Consider the following 16,091-nt stretch of genomic DNA (forward strand, 5'->3'; position numbering starts at 1 on the left):
AGCGGGCAAACCCGTCGCCGTGGTGTCCGACGCGCGCCGCCTTGCTCCCCGATAGCGGCGCTCATTGCCTTTCAAGGCATTTATCCCTGGGCGATTCGTCTAGCCTTTGAATCTAGGCTGCGTCGCGGATTCCTGTCGAGGACTGGTTACCGAATATCCTCAGGCCGCCTTGGTCGCCACTTCCGGCAGAACGACAAATTCGGAAGGGGGCCGTGCGACTTCGACAATGGGTTGAACGATCTCGCGCGCCTGATTTGCGAGGGCGACGGTCTGGGGCGGCGCATCTTCGGGGCTTTCCGAGACGACATCCATCAGCGACTGCGCCAGCGCGAACAGCCGCGGTGCCGCAGCAATCAGGCGGGACTGGAACTCGATCCTGGCGGGGTCCCTGTCATACTCGGCGCCGGGCACGCGCCAGCCACCCCAGTCCACCGAATCCGTGACGACGACCGGGTAGGTTCCGGGCACAGGGTGGTGCAGGCAATCCTCGGGCTGCTGCCACTTGTTGCGCGCCCTCAGCAGGCGCCAGTTGTCCAGATCCTTTTCAGCCGGGTCCTCCGTGGGCACCATCAGCTCATGGGCCTGAAACTCGCGGCCGAGACCAACCTCATAGGTGACGCGTACCGGCTCGTCGAAACCCTTGGCCCAGACGGGCTGGACCTTTTCGACGGTCGTCCACGCTCCCACGCATTCGACCCAGACCCTTTGTCCCTTCTGGAACTGCGCGCGCGCCATCGGCGATCTCCTCGAGCGAAAGCACAGACTGCCCCTTCACCTGTTGCCCTAGCGTTGCCGAACAGGGTGAATCGCCCTTGAAAAACGCGCCGGTGGCTCAGGAGGCGCGGGAAATGCTCTCCAGGGCCTCGCCCGCATACTTCTCTTTCACGCGCGTCGACAGATCGCCGAGCGAGACGACGCCAACCAGCCGGTCATGCTTGTCGAGGACCGGAAGGCGGCGGATCCTGCCGGTGCTCATGGCTTCCAGCGCGACCTTCAGATCGGCACTGTCCAGGACGGTCGTGACCGGAGCGGTCATGGCCTCGGACACCAGGGACGCGCCACCACCGCCCTTGGCAACGGCACGGACGGCGATGTCGCGGTCTGTCAAGGTGCCCACCAGCCGATCGCCTTCGGCCACGGGGATGAACCCGAAATCCCCTGTCGCCATGCGGCCGGCGACATCCTGCAGCGTGTCGGTCGGGCGGGCGACCTGGACGTCCTTGCTCATCACATCGCGGATCTTCATGGCGGTTTCTCCTGTCAGCGTTGCCGACAGAACCCTTGCCCACGCCCCCGGTTCCGCTAGACCCCGCCGAGGCCGACAGGCCCAGACCGGAGTGATGCCATGACCGCCGCAGCAAACGCCCGCGACCTCCTCGACCGTCTCGGTGTTTCCGCTCATGTTTGGGCCGACGGCGGCCTGCCGACCCGGTCCCCGATCGACGGCTCCAGCGCGGGATCCCTGGCGCAGGCCAGCCCGGCCGATGTCGATACGGCCCTGACACAGGCCTCCTCTGCCTTTGCCGCCTGGCGTCGCGTCCCGGCGCCGCGCCGCGGGGAACTGGTCCGGCTGCTGGGTGAGGAGCTGCGCGCAGCCAAGGCCGATCTGGCGATGCTGGTCACGCTCGAAGCCGGCAAGATCGTCTCCGAGGGGCTGGGCGAAGTGCAGGAGATGATCGACATCTGCGATTTCGCCACCGGCCTGTCGCGACAACTGCACGGGCTGACCATGCCGTCGGAACGCCCGGGGCATCACATGCGCGAGACCTGGCAGCCGCTCGGGCCGGTCGGGGTCATCAGCGCCTTCAACTTTCCGGTCGCCGTCTGGGCCTGGAATGCGGCACTGGCCCTCGTGTGCGGGGATCCGGTGATCTGGAAGCCGTCCGAGAAGACGCCCCTGACAGCGCTGGCGACCCAGGCCGTGTTCGACCGTGCGGTCGCATGCTTCGGCCCTGACGCCCCGCCGCATCTGTCTCAGGTCCTCATCGGTGGCCGCGAGATCGGTGAACGACTGGCCGCTGACCCGCGCCTGCCGCTGGTCTCGGCAACGGGCTCGACCCGGATGGGCCGGGCGGTCGCCCAGTCGGTCGCCAGTCGTCTGGGGCGCAGCCTGCTGGAGCTGGGCGGCAACAATGCCATGATCGTGACGCCCAGCGCCGACATGGACATGGCTGTGCGGGCCATCGCCTTTTCGGCCGTCGGCACCTGCGGCCAGCGCTGCACCAGCCTTCGCCGCCTGCTGGTCCATGCCGACATCGCCGACAGCCTGACAGCCCGCCTGACCCAGGCCTATGCAACCCTGCCCATCGGAGACCCGCGCCAGCCCGAGACCCTGGTGGGTCCCCTCATCGATGCCGACGCCACAACCGCTTTCGAAGCTTCGCTGTCCCAGGCTGTCGCCCAGGGCGGGACGATCCTGAAGGGCGGCACGCGGGTCGCCCGCGAGGGCGGCCACTATGTGACCCCGGCCATCGTCCGCATGCCGGCCGGTGCCTCCGGCCAGACCGACGTCGTGCGGCACGAGACCTTTGCGCCGATCCTCTATGTGCTGACCTGGACCGAGTTCGACGAGGCTGTGGCCCTGCAGAACGATGTGCCCCAGGGCCTGTCATCCTGTGTCTTCACCGACAGCGTGCGCGAGGCCGAGGCCTTCCTGTCGGCCTGGGGATCGGACTGCGGGATCGCCAACGTCAACATCGGTCCTTCGGGAGCGGAGATCGGCGGCGCCTTCGGCGGCGAGAAGGACACCGGCGGGGGTCGCGAGTCCGGATCGGACGCCTGGAAGGCCTATATGCGCCGCCAGACCCAGACCGTGAATTTCTCCAGCCAGCTGCCGCTGGCGCAGGGCGTGCGGTTCGACGTCTAGATCAGGCGCAGGCCCGTCCCGTCCTTGCCACCGGGCATCTCGACGCTGACATCGAGGGTTTCATCCTCGAAATTCACGCCGGTGATGGCACGCGAGACGATGGCCTTGATCTCGTCCATCGGCCGGTCGGTGCGGACATCCAGCATCCAGCCCCAGCGGTTGGTCTCGGCCCAGTGGGCGCGCGCCAGCCAGGCCGCCGTGACGCCATTGGCAGGACCGAAGGCCGCGCGGAAACGTTCCATCAGCACGGTCGGCTCCCTGTCGGGCGGACCCAGCTGGACGGTCCCCGTGGGGCGGTTCTGGGTCTGGGCCACGACATCCGTCGCTGCCAGCAGGGCCGCGACATCCTCGATCTGGAACAGAAGGGAGCGCGGCGAACCCGGGTTCATGGCCACCGGCCGGTCGTGGAACAGCCGCAGCAGATGTCGGGCGCTGATCGCGATCCAGGTCAGTTCGCCCCAGACCGCCTGCATGCGGCGTGGGTCCGTGAAGACCGCGGCGGCGACAGTCCCGTCGTCCAGGGTCACGCCACGCAGGTCCATCTGCTGATCGGGCCTCAGCGTCCGGGTACCCGGCGTGCCGCCATCGAGAGACGCTGCAAACGCCCCTTCCGGCACCACGACCAGATCGACCGAGGCCAGCATGGCCTCGAAGGCGCGCCAGTGCACCGGATCGGCCATCGCCGCCTCGATGATCTGCTCCAGACCATTCAGCGGCTGGGTCAGGTCGGTGGCAGCGGTCGCCGTGTTGAGGGTCGTGTCAGTCATGACATTTCCATCGACGGCGCGGGGCCAAACGTCAATCCGTCCCTGACGCGGGCGTCGCGTGTCGCTAGACTGCGCCCATGACCGACACACCCATGCGCCGCCTTCAGGATCTGCCCGGAATCGACGATCTGGAGCTCAAGGCCCTGATGAAACCCCGGCTGGCCGATCCGGACCAGCGCGACGATCACCCCGAGGTCGATGCCGCGACCCTGGCCGCCTTCGGGATCACCCAGGATCAGGCCGAGGAGACCGACCTGCCGGCAGACTGGCCATCGGAATTCGCGAAACTTCACCGCTAGAGCCCGGTCGAACTGGTCGAGGCGTTCGAAGCCCACGGCTGGGACGTCACAGACAGGAAGCGCAAGCCGCTGCGTATCCTGCCGCTGATGGCCCTGCCGCTGGCGCTGGCGATCCGGGAGGTTGCCGGCACCCTGCCCTTCGTGGCCGAGCCGGATCACAAGGAAACCGACTGGGGCTCGAACCTGGCCGCCGAGGCGGCCCGGTTCCGGAAACGATAGAGCCCGACCGCTTCCGCGATCGGGCTCCGGGCTTCGTCAGGAAACGGGGAAGCCCCGGACCTTCAGCAGGGCCGTCACGTCCGGGTCGCGGCCCCGGAACTGGCGATGGGCCTCGGCCCGATCGGTCGTATTGCCGGGTGCCAGGATGATCGACTGGTACCGGCGCGCCAGTTCCGGGTCGAACACATCGCCCTTGTCCTCGAACGCCGCCCAGGTGTCGGCGTCCATGACCTCGGACCACAGGTAGCTGTAGTAGCCCGCGGAATAGGCATCCGACGTGAACAGGTGATTGAACTGCGGCAGGCGGTGCCGCATCACGATCGCGCTCGGCATGCCGATCCGGGCCAGCGACGCCTTCTCGAAAGCATCCGGGTCGGTCGGGATCACGTCCTGGGTATGCAGGTCCATGTCGACGATGGCCGACGACAGATAGCTGACCGTCGCATAGCCCTGGTTGAAGGTGGACGAGGCCTGGACCTTGTCGACGAGGGCCTGATGCATGGCCTCGCCGGTCTGGTAGTGGCGCATGAAGCCATCCAGGATCGGACGGCTCAGCACCCAGTGCTCATGTACCTGCGAGGGATATTCGACGAAGTCCCGCGGGGTGTTGCCGAACGACGGATAGGTCACGTTCGACGACAGATAGTGCAGGGCGTGACCGAACTCGTGGAACAGGGTCTCGGCGTCGTCCAGCGAGATCAGGACGGGCTGACCCGCCTCCGGCTTGGAAAAGTTGTTGTTGTTGGACGCGAGGATCGCCTTCGAGCCGTCCAGGGTCGAGAACGACCGATAGGTCGTCATCCAGGCCCCGGAACGCTTGCCCGGCCGCGAGAAGTCGTCGGAATAGAAGATGCCGATCAGACGGTTCGACGTCTTGTCGCGCACCTCGAACGTCTCGACGTCGGGGTGGAAGGTCGGAACCTGACCCTTGGGCAGCGGCACAAAGGCGAAATTGTACAGGCGTCCGGCCATGTCGAAGGCCCCGCGCTTGACCGCGCTCAGCTCGAAATACGGCTTCAGCTCGTTCTGATCGAGGTCGTACTTCTGCTTCCGCACCTTCTCGGCGAAATACAGGTAGTCCCAGGGCTCGATGTCGTGCCCGGCGATCGCCTTCATGTCGGCGACCTCCTCGTCGACCCGCGCCACGGCGGCAGGCCAGACGCGGTTCATCAGGCCGGACGCAGCGGCCGGGGTCTTGGCCATCGTGTCCTGCATCCGCCATTCGGCGTGGTTGCGGAAGCCGAGCAGCTTGGCCCGCTGGTCCCGCAGCTTCAGGATTTCGGCGATCGTCGCATTGGTGTCGTTACGGTCGCCGTTGTCGCCGCGATTGACGAATTTCGTCCAGACCTGCTGACGCATCGCCCGGTCGTCGGCGAACGTCAGATAGGGGTCGACCGACGAGCGGGTGTTGACGATGGCCCAGCCCTGGAGATTGCGCGAACGTGCGGCGGCGGCAGCGGCGGCCTTGTTCGATTCCGGCAGACCGGCGACGCCCGAGGCATTGGGGATGGCTGTCCAGCTGTTTTCATCGGCCACGACCTTCTGGCCAAAGCTGGTGAAGGCGGTCGTCAGGGCGGTGTTGATCCGGCCCAGCTCGGCCTTCCCGGCCGCATCCAGCGCAGCGCCGTTGCGGATGAAGGCATCGCGGCTGCGCTCGGCCAGACGCTTCTGCTGGGCGCTGAGCCCCGCAGCGTCGGCATTGTCGGCAACAGCCTTGATCCGGGCGAACAGAGCCGGGTCGAAGGTGATCTCGTCACCCGCAGCCGATAGAAGCGGCCCCATCTCGGTCTCGAGCGCTTCCCACTGCTCGCCGCCGATGTTCGAGGTCATGACGCCGAACAGATTGTTTGCCCGATCAAGCGGCTGGCCAGCCAGTTCCATGGCCACGAGCGTGTTGGCGAACGTTGCCGGTTCGGGATTGTCGGCAATGGCCCGGTAGTCGGCGCGCTGCAGTTCGATCCCTTCGAGGATCGCGGCCCGCAGCTTGGGGGCGGTGACCTTGTCGAAGGGCGCGAGACCGTCATAGCCGCCCGTCCAGACCTGCAGCAGTTCAGCGCGCGGTGTCTGGTTTGGCAGGACGGCGCGAGCCAGGGCGGCCTCCGAGGCCAGGGCGGCGGCGCTCGGCGCGGCCCCCATGCCGTTGGCGGCACAGGCAGACAGGGCCATCAGGCTGCCGCCCGCGATGAGAAGCTGGCGTCGATGCATCGGTTACTCCGTTCGAAAATCATTTCATTCCTACCCTAGGCCCCTTCGACGTGACCGTCACCTGAATGAACTTCACGGCGTCGCGAGCGGCAATCACCTGGCCTTTGGTCGATCCACCGAGTTCCCCTCGCCACCCGCAACATTCCCCGTTAAACGCCGCAACATGGCGATAGGCGTTTTCGATTCCGGTGTCGGCGGGCTGACGGTCCACCGCGAGCTTGTGGCGCGGTTCCCCGAGCGTGACTTCATTTACCTGGCAGACCAGATCAACGCGCCCTACGGCGCGCGGGGTGGCGAGGACATTGTCAATCTGACGCGAGCAGGGTGCGAACGCCTGTTCGAGGCCGGAGCCAGCGTCATCGTCCTGGCGTGCAACACCGCCTCGGCCATAGCCCTGCGCCGGCTGCAGCAGACCTGGTTGCCAGAAGCACGGGCGCGGCACGGACGGGCCGTGAACGTGCTGGGGATCATCGTCCCGACGATCGAGGCGGCCACCGGCCTGCCCTGGACCTATGAGGCCGATCGCCAGGAGCGGTTCGGCGGCGAGAAGGTCGAGGCGATCGACATCACTGGCGTCTTCTCGACCGCCGCGACGGCCCGGAGCCGGGTCTATGAGATCGAGATCGACAAACGCCGCCAGGATCTTGCGGTCTTTTCGGAGCCCTGTCCCGGCCTGGCCGGGCTGATCGAACTCGGGGCACCGACCGAGGAACTGAAGGTCGTCGTCGATGATCACGTCGAGGCCCTGAGACGCCGCATCGGGCGGCATCCGGATACGGCGATCCTGGGCTGCACCCACTACGAGATTGTCGCCGACCTGTTTGCCGCAGCCCTGCCCGCAGGCACGCGGGTCATCCATCAGCCGACAGCCGTCGCCGATGCCCTGGAACGCTATTTTGCCCGCCATCCGGAGTTCGGCCTTGGCGACACCGGTCGTCGCGACTTCCTGACCACCGGCACGACCGGCCCGCAGACCGACCGTGTGAGCCAGTTCTGGGGCGCACCGCTGAGTTTCGACGCCGCTTGACAGAAGGGTGTGACCCGCGCCCCATCGGCTGCGGAGAGGCCCATGTCACGATCGATCCTGCTCGCCCTCGTCCTGATGTCATCGGGCACGTCCGCCTCCGCCGAGGTGGTGTCGCGTCATGCGGACGGGTTCACCCTCAGATACGCCGTCGCGCTGGAAACGACCGGGGAGGATATCCGGACCGCGCTGGGCGAGCTCCCGCAATGGTGGGACGGGGCCCATACCTACAGCGGCCGGTCTGCCAACCTGTCGATGAACCTGGCCCCGGGCGGCTGCTGGTGCGAGGCGCTGCCCGACGGCAAGGTGTTTGAACACGCCCGTGTCGTGTCCGTTGACCCACGAGGCGAGGTCGTCATGAACGCACCGCTCGGCCCGCTGAATGGCACCGCCACCCGGTCCGATCTCACCTATTCATGGGTACCGGAGGCCCGCGGATGGCGCGTCACGCTGGACTTCGTGGTCGAGGGACCCGGGCTCGGGGCGGCAGCCGACGCTGTCGACGAAGTCATGCAGGCCGGGTTTGGACGCCTTGCCCGCTACATCGAATACGGTGAGCCGACGCCCTGAGGGCTTCCGTCAGGCCCGCTCGACGCACAGGGCGACGCCCATGCCACCCCCGATGCACAGGGTGGCCAGGCCCTTCTTGCCACCCGACCGCTTCAGCTCGTGCAGCAGGGTGGTCAGGATACGCGCGCCCGAGGCTCCGATCGGGTGGCCGATGGCAATGGCACCGCCGTTGACGTTGACCTTCGCCGGGTCCAGCCCGAGCTCACCGACCACGCACAGAGCCTGGGCGGCAAAGGCCTCGTTGGACTCGACCAGATCCAGGTCGGCGACGGTCCAGCCCGCCTTCTCCAACGCCTTGCGCGACGCCGAGATCGGGCCCGTGCCCATGACCGACGGGTCCACGCCCGTCGAGGCCCAGGACACGATCCGCGCCAGGGGCTCGATGCCCCGCGCCTTCGCCTCGTCGGCGCTCATCAGCACCAGGGCGGCGGCCCCGTCATTCAGGCCGGACGCATTGGCCGCCGTGACCGTGCCGTCCTTTGTGAAGGCCGGACGCAGCTTCTCCATGGCCTCGATCGTCGCGCCGTGACGAATGAACTCGTCCTTGTCGACGACCGTGTCGCCCTTCTTGCCGGGGATGATCACCGGGACGATCTCGTCATCGAATTTGCCGGCCTTCTGGGCCGCCTCGGCGCGGTTCTGGCTGGTGACGGCGAACTGGTCCTGGGCCGCGCGGGTGATCTGGTGCTGTTCGGCGACATTCTCGGCCGTCTGGCCCATGTGATAACCATTGAACGCGTCCCACAGCCCGTCCTTGATCATGGTGTCGGTGTAGGCGACGTCGCCCATCTTGGTCCCGCTGCGAAGCTGGGCCGCGTGAGGGGCCTGGCTCATGCTCTCCTGACCGCCCGCGACCACGATCCGCGCGTCACCGAGCGCGATCTGCTGGTAGCCCAGTGCCACCGCCCGCAGACCCGAGCCACAGATCTGGTTCAGGCTCCAGGCTGGGGCCTCCTTGGGGATGCCGGCCCCCATGGCCGCCTGGCGCGCCGGGCCCTGCCCCGTCGCAGCCTGCAGGACATGGCCGAGGATGACCTCGTCGACGTCAGCGGCGTCGACACCCGCCTGCTCCAGTGCCCCCTTGATCGCGATCTCTCCCAGCTTTGATGCCGGCAGGCTGGACAGGCCGCCCAGGAACGATCCGACCGGCGTGCGGGCGGCGGAGACGATGACGACGTCGGTCATGGCAGGGGTCCGAAATGAGACAGGGATCTGGCACACCATCTAGCGTGGCCACGGGTCGATCCCAAGGCAAGGGGTGAGGTTTTTGCCGCATTGGCCGACCTTCGTGTTTTTTCGGGGCGCGTTCAGCCAATGGTCATGCTGATCGCCTAAGGTGCGGGAACGAACCGTTCAGTGCCGGCTTCAAGGAGCCATGATGTTGCATCTCAAGAGCCTCCTGGCCCGGGTCTGCACCCCTGATGCGCTCGATCTGACCGAGCATTACCAGACCCGTGGCGAACGCCTCGCCGATCTTTGGGTCCACATCGTGGGGCTGGTTTTCGCGGCTGTCGGCGGTGTCGTTCTGGCGATCTTTGCCGCCATCCATGCCGGTATCGGCACGACGGTTGCGACCTCCATCTATGCCATCTGCCTGATCGCCATGCTAGCGGCCTCGACCGTTTACAATCAGGCCCGACCGGGCCGGGCGCGTCCGGTCCTGCGACGGCTCGACGAGGCGGCGATCTTCCTGATGATCGCCGGCAGCTATACGCCGTTCACGACCCAGCGGTTCGAGGGCTGGTGGTCCATCGGCTTTACCGTGGCGGTCTGGGCCATCGCCTTTTCCGGCGTGATCGCCAAGCTGCTGGCACCCCGGATTTCCGATGCCTTCTGGAGCGCGGTCTACGCCGTCTTCGGCTGGCTGGCTATCATCGCCCTCAAGCCGATGATCGAGACGGTGCACCCGATCGCCCTGGGCCTGCTGGTGCTGGGCGGGCTCATCTATACGGCGGGCGTCTTCGTCTTCATCAGTCCGCGCGTGAAATATCGTCGGGCCATCTGGCACGGCTTCGTCGTGACCGGAGCCAGTGTGCACTGGGCGGCCGTCCTGGTCGGCGTGATCCTGGCCCCGACGGGTCTGCTGGCCGCCGCCTGACGCCGCGGCAAGACTCCGCTGGCGTCCGGCCTCGCACTGCGGGATAGTCACGCAGATGCAACAGAGGCGAGTAGCGGCGTGCCCGAAACGAAATCCGATACCAAGGGACGCGATGGCGACGCCATCGTCATCAAGAAATACGCCAACCGCCGCCTCTACAACACTGCGACCTCCGCCTATGTGACGCTCGAGGACCTGGCGAAGATGGTCCGCGACGGTCAGGATTTCGTGGTCTTCGACGCCAAGACCAACGAGGAACTGACGCGCCAGATCCTGACCCAGATCATCTTCGACGAGGAAAGTCGCGGTGAGGCCCTGCTGCCGGTCCAGTTCCTGCGCCAGCTGATCGGCTTCTACGGCGGCCACATGCAGGGCGTGCTGCCCAGCTATCTGGAGATGTCGCTCGAGAATTTCTCGCGCCAGCAGGAACAGTTCCGCAGCCAGATGACCAAGGCCTTCGGCACGACACCCGCCGTTGGCGTCGGTGCCAGTCTCATGGACGAGGCGGTGAAGCAGAACATGGCCATGTTCCAGAACGCCATGAAGATGTTCCCCGGCTTTGCCATGGTCCCCCGGGCAGAGGCGGAGGCGCCCGCGCGACCGGAGCCGGCACCCGCGTCCGATCCCCTGGCCGAGATGCGGGCCCAGATGGACGAGATGCGCGCCCAGATCGACCGGCTGGCCACGCCGCCCTCGCCGGGCTCCAAGTCCAAGTCATGACCGACGACGTGCGCCCGGTCGAACCTGTCCGGGGTCGCGATCGTCGCGACGCCCAGCGCCGGACGCGCGAGCGACGCATGCCCGCAGAACCCCGGCCGGAGCCCGGCAATGCCATCGTGCGCCTGAACGAGATCATCGACGAGTCCGTCGACCCGGCAACTGCTGCCGCACCCCCGCCGCGTTCCGTCACCCCCGATCCGGCCTTTGCTGCCCAGTTGATCGGTCAGGGCGGACAGCGAAAGGGCATCCGGGGCGGACCCCCGGTCATGGATGCCGCCCGCTCGGCCTATCTGGGCAACGAATACTCTGGCCAGAACGATCGCCGACCCCCGGCCGGCGTGGCCAAGAAGACCGACATCTGAGGCTGGCCCGAGGCTTGCAGCGGCGCGTTTTCCTGCCGCCCGGACGCCACCCAGATGCCCCAGATTCTCACAGCCTCGGCCCGCATGTTCGACATCACCGTGGTCGCGATCCTGTTCACGGTTCTGTTGTAGGAACGCCCCTCTCCCGCCGGGAGAGGGTGGGCGTCAGGCGTTCTGTGCGTCCCACCACCGCACTGCTTCCGCGTCGCGAGCGCTGAGGTCGGGATAGGCGGGATCGGAGCCGACGTCCGGCACACGGCGCCAGGAGCGTGCACATTTGGGATGGTCGGCAAGGCCGACCTTCACCGCCAGCACATCGCCGGTCTCGCTCAGTTCAGCCCCCGAAGTCCGGAAGACCTCTGAAGGATCAAGATCGGCAAAGGCGGCGAAGGCCCCGGCGGGTCCGGTAACCGTTGGCCAGGCGTCGAGCGCCCCGCCAATGATCTTTTCACGCCGGGCACTTTCAAGAGCGTCGTTGACGACCTCCAGCACCGACTGGACCTTGGCCCAGCGCGCAGCCTCCTCCGGATTGTTCCAGGCACCCGGCGTCTCCGGGATCACCCGGGCACAGTTGGAGCCACCCTCCGGGAAGCGGGTGCCCCAGGCTTCTTCCATCGTGAACGGCGTCAGCGGGGCCAGCCAGGCGGTCAGCCGCATGAAGACCTCATCCATGACGGTGCGCGCGGCGCGACGGCGGACGGCGTCGGGCCGGTCGCAGTAGAGGCTGTCCTTGCGGATGTCGAAATACAGGGCCGACAGGTCGTTGGAGCAGAACTCCAGCACCGGACGGACCACGTCCTGGAAGCGGTACTCCGCATAGGCCTGACGGACCTGGCCATCCAGTTCGTGCAGCCGGTGCAGGATGAAGGCCTCCAGCGGCGGCATCTGGTCGAGATCGGTCAGGCGCTCGGCCTCTTCGAAGCCCTCCAGCGCGCCCAGCAGATAGCGGACGGTGTTCCGAAGCTTGCGATAGGCGTCGACCGTGGTCTGCAGGATCTGCTTCCCGATCCGCTGGTCCTCGGCATAGTCGACCAGGGCCACCCACAGACGCAGGATGTCGGCCCCGGACTCCTTGATGATGACGGCGGGGTCGGTCGTATTGCCCTTCGACTTGGACATCTTCTCCCCGTTCTCATCCTGGGTGAAGCCATGCGTCAGAACCGCACCATAGGGCGCGCGGCCCCGGGTGCCGGAACCTTCGAGAAGGTTAGACTGGAACCAGCCGCGGTGCTGGTCCGAGCCTTCCAGATACAGGTCGGCGGGCCAGTGCGACGGGCGGTCGCCGGTGTAGCCATGGGCCGGATCGCGAGGCTCCAGGGCAAAGGCATGGGTGCAGCCCGAGTCGAACCAGACATCCAGGATGTCGGTGACCTTCTCGTAGTTGGCCGGATCGTGCAGCCCGAGGAAATCGGCGTCGGGGCGGTCGAACCAGGCGTCAGCCCCGCCCGCCTCGATGGCCTTGATGATGCGCGCGTCGACTTCAGGGTCGTGCAGCGGATGGCCGGTGTGCTTGTCCACGAACATGGCCAGGGGGGTGCCCCAGGCCCGCTGGCGGCTGATCAGCCAGTCCGGGCGGCCCTCGACCATCGAACGGATCCGGTTCTTGCCCGCTGCCGGATGGAAGGCCGTCTTGTCGATCGCCGTCAGCGCGGTCTCGCGCAGGGTGTCGCCGGACTTTAGCGGCTGGTCCATGCGGATGAACCATTGCGGCGTGTTGCGGAAGATGACCGGCGCCTTCGAGCGCCAGCTGTGCGGATAGGAATGCTCCAGCCGCCCTCGGGCCAGCAGGGTCCCGGCCTCGATCAGCTTCTCGATCACGGCGGGGTTGGCCGATCCGAATTTGCCGGTCTTCTTGCCCTCGGTCTCCAGCACCTTCAGCCCGGCGAACAGGGGCACGCCGGGATAATAGGCCCCGTCGGGATCGACCGTGTCGGGCACTTCGTGATGGCCGTGGGCCTTCCAGACCTCATAGTCGTCCGCGCCGTGGCCCGGCGCGGTGTGGACGAAGCCCGTCCCGGCATCGTCGGTGACGTGATCACCGTCCAGCAACGGCACGTTGAAGCGGAAACCCTCGTCCAGCGCCGCCAGCGGGTGGGCACAGACCAGGCCGGCCGGATCGATCGTGTCGATCCGGGTGTAGGTCGCGATCTTCGCCGCCTTGAAGACCTCTTCGGCCAGCTTGTCGGCGACGATCAGACGGTCACCGGCCTTTGCCCAGGGCTCGAACTCCAGCCCGGTCTCCATCGACTGGACCTCGTACAGGCCATAGGCGATCTCTGGCCCGAAGCTGATCGCGCGGTTGGCCGGGATGGTCCAGGGCGTTGTGGTCCAGATCACGACCGAAGGCGTCGCATGGCGGAAGGCCAGCAGCTCGTCGGGATGGTCATCGGTCGCGGCGATGACCGGGAATTTCACCCAGATCGTGGGCGAGACATGGTCGTGATATTCGATCTCGGCGTCGGCCAGCGCCGTCCGCTCGACCGGGCTCCACATGACCGGCTTGGAGCCGCGATACAGCTGGCCCGAGTTCTTGAACTTGTGGAATTCACCGACGATCATGGCCTCGGTGCCGAAGTCCATCGTTGCATAGCGGTGATCCCAGTCCCCCAGGATGCCCAGCCGCTTGAACTGCGCCTTCTGGACCTCGATCCAGCCCGCTGCGTACTCCCGGCAGGCTGACCGGAACTCGGCCTTGGAGACCTCGTCCTTGCGTTTGCCCTGGGCGCGATAGCGTTCCTCGATCTTCCACTCGATCGGCAGGCCGTGGCAGTCCCAGCCGGGGACAAAGTCGACGTCCTTGCCCAGCAGGAACTGCGAGCGGACGACGAAATCCTTCAGCGTCTTGTTCAGCGCATGGCCGATGTGGATGTCGCCATTGGCATAGGGCGGGCCGTCATGGAGGACATAGAGCGGAGCCCCCTCGGCCTGGCGCTGTTTCCGGATGGCGGAATACAGGTCGCCCCACTGCTCGATGATCACCGGCTCCTTCTGCGGCAGCCCGCCCCGCATCGGGAACGGGGTCTCCGGCAGGAAGACGGTCTCGCGATAGTCGCGGCCTGCGGGCTCGGCGGGGGACTCGGGTGGGGTCTGGGCGTCGGACATGGAAGGTCTCGGTCAGCGAAAGGGGACGTCGGAGGGATGTTTCGGCCCGGCAAGCACGGGAGGCATTGAGCCCCGTCGGCGCTATGCCGGGCGGCTAATCCGGGCCGGAATGATCAGGCGGACGTCCATGGCGGGGGTGTAACAGGTGCGCGGGGATGGGAAAAGCGCCGCGAGCGCGCTAGCTATGCGGCGCGTGATTTTCAGGAGATCGACGATGCGGATCATGGGTCTGGTGAGCCTGTGTGTTCTGGCTCTGGCGGCCTGTTCGCCGGAGGCCCCCGAGGCGACGACACCGATCGGCGAGGCCGCCCCCGCCGGTCCCCTGACGGTGGATCAGGCCGCGCAGACCGGGCCGGAAGCCTTCGTGCGGGCACTCTATGCCCGCTATGACACGGCGGGCGCGGCGGCCACACCGGCTGCCGAGCCCCCCGCACCGGGTCGCGACCCGATCTATTCCCGCAAGCTGAACGCCATGATCGGCGCCGACGTCATGGCCGCCAAGGGTGAGGTGCCGACGCTGAACTACGATCCGATCTGCGACTGCCAGGACGGAACGACCGAGCTCAAGCAGCTGACCATCACCGAGACCGGTCCGAACAAGGCCGAGGCCGCCCTGACCTTCCTCAAGAGCGGCATGCCGCACCAGCAGACCCTGTTCCTCATCAAGGAAGGCCCGGCCTGGCGGATCGATGATGTGGTCGTGCCGGGACGCGACCCCCTGACCACCACCCTGCTGGCGGCGATCGGCTAGACGCCCAGGCCGAGGTAGATCACCGCAACCGCAAACAGCGAGACCACGATGGTGCAGAAGTTCAGCAGGAAGAAGGTTCGCCAAAGCGCCGACCAGACCCGCAGGCTGTAAGCCCCCTTCAGCTGGAAGAACATGTGCACCGGCACCCACAGGAGGCCGAACGTCAACGCGAAGCCGCCCAGGGTCTGGTTGAGGGCCAGAAGTCCAGCGATCGCCATCCCGAGGATGGAGATGAACGTCAGGGAGTACAGCACGAACACGCCGTGGTCGTAGAAGGTGAACCCGCGCTTCCAGAGGAAAAGCAGCCCCATGAACGGGATCGACAGCGGCACCAGCAGGAAGGCGTACTTGTACATCGTCTGTTGCAGTTTGTAGACGACGAGCTCGGGGTTCTGCAGCTTCTTGACGACCTTGGCTCCGATCCCGCCGGCGTCGGACGTGAATTTCACGTTCTTGGTGTTGTCCTTGAGCTCGGCCTGCCAGCTGCCTTGCTTGAGGCCATCCGGACGGGTCTCGCCCCGGGCTTCGGCTTTCAGGCTCTCGAGGCGCCGCTCGATCGCCGCCGTGGCCTGCTCGGCTCCGGTGATCATGCCCTCGATGCCCGGCTCGGCGGGATCCGCACCGGCCTGGGCTTTCAGTTCGGCCAGTGCCGTACGGCTCTCGGCGAGCGCGGCCTCCGTGGTTGCGATCTGTTCCGGAAGCGGCGTCGTCGGACCCGAAGCCCCCCCTCCGCCGGCAAAACTCAGGATGAAGAACAGGAGAAAGATCGTGAACAGGAACAGCGCCAGCGGCGACACATACCGGGTGCGCTTGCCCTGGACCCATTCGCGCGTCAGTCGACCGGGGTTGAAGGCCAGTAGCGGCAGGGTGCGCCAGATGCGGGCGTCGAAATGCATGACCCCATGCAGTAATTCCTCGCCCAGGTGCAGCAGGCTGCGGTGGACATGGGTGGGCTGGCCGCAGTTCGAGCAGAATTTCCGTTCCACCGGCGATCCGCAGTCCGAGCAGGTTCCTGCATGATGCTCTCCGGCATGGCCGGTCGGCTTCTCGACGGCGCTCGCCAGCATCCCGCCGGTCACAACCCCGCCTGCTGCGTCCATGTCCATGT

General features: G+C 66.7%; 16 protein-coding genes. 9 read left to right on the forward strand and 7 right to left on the reverse strand.

Annotated elements, in window-relative coordinates:
• Positions 1–159 precede the first annotated feature (159 nt).
• Together GGR13_RS00855 and GGR13_RS00860 are read right to left on the reverse strand one after the other, a co-directional pair.
• Positions 160–735 (reverse strand): hypothetical protein, encoded by a 576-nt coding sequence (locus GGR13_RS00855; protein WP_183211578.1) that lies wholly within the window; start codon positions 733–735, stop codon positions 160–162.
• Between the two features lie 97 nt (positions 736–832).
• Positions 833–1,246: a CBS domain-containing protein gene (locus tag GGR13_RS00860; protein WP_183211579.1), complete on the reverse strand. Its 414-nt coding sequence runs from the start codon at positions 1,244–1,246 to the stop codon at positions 833–835.
• A gap of 99 nt (positions 1,247–1,345) precedes the next feature.
• On the opposite strand from GGR13_RS00860, the gene amaB reads away from it, so the two are divergent.
• On the forward strand, positions 1,346–2,866 hold the full coding sequence (amaB, locus tag GGR13_RS00865) for an L-piperidine-6-carboxylate dehydrogenase (RefSeq protein WP_183211580.1): 1,521 nt from the start codon (positions 1,346–1,348) through the stop codon (positions 2,864–2,866).
• Here the strand turns inward: amaB and GGR13_RS00870 are convergent.
• Positions 2,863–3,633: an SseB family protein gene (locus GGR13_RS00870; RefSeq protein ID WP_183211581.1), complete on the reverse strand. Its 771-nt coding sequence runs from the start codon at positions 3,631–3,633 to the stop codon at positions 2,863–2,865. The genes amaB and GGR13_RS00870 overlap by 4 nt on opposite strands.
• A 77-nt stretch (positions 3,634–3,710) precedes the next feature.
• Here GGR13_RS00870 and GGR13_RS16550 point away from each other — a divergent pair, with 77 nt between their 5' ends.
• Both GGR13_RS16550 and GGR13_RS16725 read left to right on the forward strand, forming a co-directional pair.
• Positions 3,711–3,932, forward strand: coding sequence for a hypothetical protein (locus tag GGR13_RS16550; RefSeq protein WP_246347621.1), 222 nt, complete (start codon positions 3,711–3,713; stop codon positions 3,930–3,932).
• A gap of 87 nt (positions 3,933–4,019) precedes the next feature.
• Positions 4,020–4,151: a hypothetical protein gene (locus GGR13_RS16725; protein ID WP_281380525.1), complete on the forward strand. Its 132-nt coding sequence runs from the start codon at positions 4,020–4,022 to the stop codon at positions 4,149–4,151.
• Positions 4,152–4,187: 36 nt separating this feature from the next.
• Here GGR13_RS16725 and GGR13_RS00880 read toward each other — a convergent pair whose 3' ends face one another.
• Positions 4,188–6,356: a M3 family metallopeptidase gene (locus GGR13_RS00880; protein ID WP_183211582.1), complete on the reverse strand. Its 2,169-nt coding sequence runs from the start codon at positions 6,354–6,356 to the stop codon at positions 4,188–4,190.
• Between the two features lie 163 nt (positions 6,357–6,519).
• Here GGR13_RS00880 and GGR13_RS00885 point away from each other — a divergent pair, with 163 nt between their 5' ends.
• Together GGR13_RS00885 and GGR13_RS00890 are read left to right on the forward strand one after the other, a co-directional pair.
• Positions 6,520–7,383 carry a glutamate racemase gene (locus GGR13_RS00885; protein ID WP_183211583.1) on the forward strand — a complete coding sequence of 288 codons (864 nt, stop codon included), beginning with the start codon at positions 6,520–6,522 and terminating at the stop codon, positions 7,381–7,383.
• Between the two features lie 42 nt (positions 7,384–7,425).
• Entirely contained in the window at positions 7,426–7,950 is a 525-nt protein-coding gene (locus tag GGR13_RS00890) for an SRPBCC family protein (protein WP_183211584.1), read from the forward strand.
• A gap of 9 nt (positions 7,951–7,959) precedes the next feature.
• Here GGR13_RS00890 and GGR13_RS00895 read toward each other — a convergent pair whose 3' ends face one another.
• Entirely contained in the window at positions 7,960–9,135 is a 1,176-nt protein-coding gene (locus GGR13_RS00895; RefSeq protein WP_183211585.1) for an acetyl-CoA C-acetyltransferase, read from the reverse strand.
• Between the two features lie 190 nt (positions 9,136–9,325).
• Between GGR13_RS00895 and trhA the strand changes: the two genes are divergently transcribed.
• The 3 genes from trhA to GGR13_RS00910 all read left to right on the forward strand — a co-directional run bounded on the left by trhA (position 9,326) and on the right by GGR13_RS00910 (position 11,130).
• Positions 9,326–10,048, forward strand: a complete 723-nt coding sequence (trhA, locus tag GGR13_RS00900; protein WP_183211586.1) for a PAQR family membrane homeostasis protein TrhA — start codon at positions 9,326–9,328, stop codon at positions 10,046–10,048.
• 78 nt (positions 10,049–10,126) lie between these two features.
• Entirely contained in the window at positions 10,127–10,768 is a 642-nt protein-coding gene (gene phaR / locus GGR13_RS00905; RefSeq protein ID WP_183211587.1) for a polyhydroxyalkanoate synthesis repressor PhaR, read from the forward strand.
• The gene (locus tag GGR13_RS00910; protein ID WP_183211588.1) at positions 10,765–11,130 is read left to right on the forward strand and encodes a hypothetical protein; all 366 of its coding nucleotides are present in this window, start codon (positions 10,765–10,767) and stop codon (positions 11,128–11,130) included. Before phaR ends, GGR13_RS00910 begins: the two co-directional genes overlap by 4 nt.
• A 165-nt stretch (positions 11,131–11,295) precedes the next feature.
• Here GGR13_RS00910 and ileS read toward each other — a convergent pair whose 3' ends face one another.
• On the reverse strand, positions 11,296–14,232 hold the full coding sequence (ileS, locus tag GGR13_RS00915; RefSeq protein WP_183211589.1) for an isoleucine--tRNA ligase: 2,937 nt from the start codon (positions 14,230–14,232) through the stop codon (positions 11,296–11,298).
• A 214-nt stretch (positions 14,233–14,446) separates the two neighbouring features.
• On the opposite strand from ileS, the gene GGR13_RS00920 reads away from it, so the two are divergent.
• Positions 14,447–14,983 (forward strand): DUF3828 domain-containing protein, encoded by a 537-nt coding sequence (locus GGR13_RS00920; protein ID WP_183211590.1) that lies wholly within the window; start codon positions 14,447–14,449, stop codon positions 14,981–14,983.
• On the opposite strand, the gene GGR13_RS00925 is transcribed toward GGR13_RS00920, so the two are convergent.
• Positions 14,980–16,089 carry a DUF3667 domain-containing protein gene (locus tag GGR13_RS00925; RefSeq protein ID WP_183211591.1) on the reverse strand — a complete coding sequence of 370 codons (1,110 nt, stop codon included), beginning with the start codon at positions 16,087–16,089 and terminating at the stop codon, positions 14,980–14,982. The genes GGR13_RS00920 and GGR13_RS00925 overlap by 4 nt on opposite strands.
• Between the last annotated feature and the right edge of the window lie 2 nt (positions 16,090–16,091).

It is taken from the genome of Brevundimonas variabilis (assembly GCF_014199945.1).
Taxonomy (GTDB): Bacteria; Pseudomonadota; Alphaproteobacteria; order Caulobacterales; family Caulobacteraceae; genus Brevundimonas; species Brevundimonas variabilis.

What these genes read in the sequence shown, in the direction of transcription:
- GGR13_RS00855 (WP_183211578.1), bottom strand. Translation starts at nt 735, where the DNA reads ATGGCGCGCGCGCAGTTCCAGAAGGGACAAAGGGTCTGGGTCGAATGC.
- GGR13_RS00860 (WP_183211579.1), bottom strand. Translation starts at nt 1,246, where the DNA reads ATGAAGATCCGCGATGTGATGAGCAAGGACGTCCAGGTCGCCCGCCCG.
- amaB (WP_183211580.1), top strand. Translation starts at nt 1,346, where the DNA reads ATGACCGCCGCAGCAAACGCCCGCGACCTCCTCGACCGTCTCGGTGTT.
- GGR13_RS00870 (WP_183211581.1), bottom strand. Translation starts at nt 3,633, where the DNA reads ATGACTGACACGACCCTCAACACGGCGACCGCTGCCACCGACCTGACC.
- GGR13_RS16550 (WP_246347621.1), top strand. Translation starts at nt 3,711, where the DNA reads ATGACCGACACACCCATGCGCCGCCTTCAGGATCTGCCCGGAATCGAC.
- GGR13_RS16725 (WP_281380525.1), top strand. Translation starts at nt 4,020, where the DNA reads ATGGCCCTGCCGCTGGCGCTGGCGATCCGGGAGGTTGCCGGCACCCTG.
- GGR13_RS00880 (WP_183211582.1), bottom strand. Translation starts at nt 6,356, where the DNA reads ATGCATCGACGCCAGCTTCTCATCGCGGGCGGCAGCCTGATGGCCCTG.
- GGR13_RS00885 (WP_183211583.1), top strand. Translation starts at nt 6,520, where the DNA reads ATGGCGATAGGCGTTTTCGATTCCGGTGTCGGCGGGCTGACGGTCCAC.
- GGR13_RS00890 (WP_183211584.1), top strand. Translation starts at nt 7,426, where the DNA reads ATGTCACGATCGATCCTGCTCGCCCTCGTCCTGATGTCATCGGGCACG.
- GGR13_RS00895 (WP_183211585.1), bottom strand. Translation starts at nt 9,135, where the DNA reads ATGACCGACGTCGTCATCGTCTCCGCCGCCCGCACGCCGGTCGGATCG.
- trhA (WP_183211586.1), top strand. Translation starts at nt 9,326, where the DNA reads ATGATGTTGCATCTCAAGAGCCTCCTGGCCCGGGTCTGCACCCCTGAT.
- GGR13_RS00910 (WP_183211588.1), top strand. Translation starts at nt 10,765, where the DNA reads ATGACCGACGACGTGCGCCCGGTCGAACCTGTCCGGGGTCGCGATCGT.
- ileS (WP_183211589.1), bottom strand. Translation starts at nt 14,232, where the DNA reads ATGTCCGACGCCCAGACCCCACCCGAGTCCCCCGCCGAGCCCGCAGGC.
- GGR13_RS00920 (WP_183211590.1), top strand. Translation starts at nt 14,447, where the DNA reads ATGCGGATCATGGGTCTGGTGAGCCTGTGTGTTCTGGCTCTGGCGGCC.
- GGR13_RS00925 (WP_183211591.1), bottom strand. Translation starts at nt 16,089, where the DNA reads ATGGACATGGACGCAGCAGGCGGGGTTGTGACCGGCGGGATGCTGGCG.